The organism is Pedobacter sp. 05L430, from assembly GCF_056397585.1.
This window is the reverse complement of sequence record NZ_JBFTNT010000505.1, coordinates 1-1,565: the sequence shown is the minus strand read 5'-3', so window position 1 is coordinate 1,565 and position 1,565 is coordinate 1. Positions and strand designations below refer to the sequence as shown.

The following is a 1,565-nucleotide window of genomic DNA, read 5'->3' as shown; positions in this document are numbered from 1 at the left end:
GTATATATTAAAGGAGTACAAAAACTTGTAGGTGCCCCAAAAAAGTTCTTTGGAAAAGACATTCAAAAAACGCTTGATCTGGATACCAACAGAAAAGGGATTTTATATTTATCAGAGTCGACCTCTACATTTTCATATGAGCGCCCAAATAAGATTCACGAAGAAATGGTGTCTTCAAAAATTGCTGGCCGTAACAATGCATTTAGCTTCAATAAAGCATCAGACCTGATTATAAATTTTTACGACAACATTTTATTAGAGGATAAACTAAGTGCCCGCGGCTTTGTATCACCAATTTCCGACAATGCTTTTCTCTATTACAGATACAAATTACTAGGTGTTTCTACAGAAAACGGAGCAACGATTAACAAAATCCAGATCATCCCCCGCCGGGAACACGATCCTGTTTTCAGGGGAACTATATATATTACAGACGATAGCTGGCATCTTTTTAATGCCGATGTGTACCTAACCAGCAATTCAGGCATCAATCTTCTTGATACTTTAAATATCTCACAACAGTTTATTAAAACCGAGAATACTTATATGCCTTCAAATATCAATTTCCAGTTTAACGGGAATGTGCTTGGCTTTAAGTTCGAGGGTTATTATGTTGGGGTTTACAGCAATTACAATCTCCACCCAAACTTTCCGAAAAACTATTTCACTGGCGAAATCCTCAAGATAACCAAAGCGGTAAATAAAAAAGATTCTTTGTTTTGGCTTAATAACAGACCAATTCCGCTTACAAAGGAAGAAAGCCGGGATTATGTGAGAAAGGATAGCATTGCTGCGCTTAAAGTTTCAAAGCATTATCTTGATTCATTAGAACGTGAAAACAATAAATTTGGAATTGTAAAGGCCGCTATAACAGGATACACCATAAACAACAGGTACACCCAGAAATATTATAGTTTTGACCCCATATATCGTTCTATATTTTATAACACCGTTGAAGGTTTCGCACTTAAATACGGGGTAACTTATGTGAAGCGACTTCAGGACAGCCGTTATTACAGTATCCGACCGGAGGTGAGATACGGATTTTCTAATAAAACCCTAACCGGGAACATATCTGCAAATTATTACTACAACCCGGTAAAACGAGCAAACATTAGTATAAGTGGCKGTTCTGGCATTTACGACTTAAACGACCTTGGAACAATGAGTCTTTTGGGCAACTCCATTAACTCTTTATTGTTCGAAACCAACTTTTCCAAATTCTATAAAAAGGAATTTGCGAACATTGGAACCACAAGGGAACTGACAAATGGACTTCAGGCATCGTTGACTGCTGATTATGCTCGCCATACTAATCTTGAAAACTCGACAACCTTCAAAATAAAAGATCTAAAAGGCGAAACTTTTACATCAAACAACCCTTTTACACCTGATACAGAAACACCATTGTTTCCAACATATAAATCGTTAGCAATTACGGCATCATTAAATTACACCATTGATCAGCAATATATAACCCGCCCTGATGGTAAATTTTACCAGGGATCAAAATATCCGGTAATTAACCTTACCTATAAAAAAGGCATAAAAGGATTATTCAATAG

At 36.6% G+C, this 1,565-nt stretch carries 1 protein-coding gene; it reads left to right on the top strand.

Annotated elements, in window-relative coordinates; translation table 11 throughout:
- Window positions 1-1,565 (top strand): DUF5686 family protein (locus tag AC1DG9_RS26860; protein WP_477635669.1); only part of this gene is annotated, 1,565 nt, incomplete at both ends.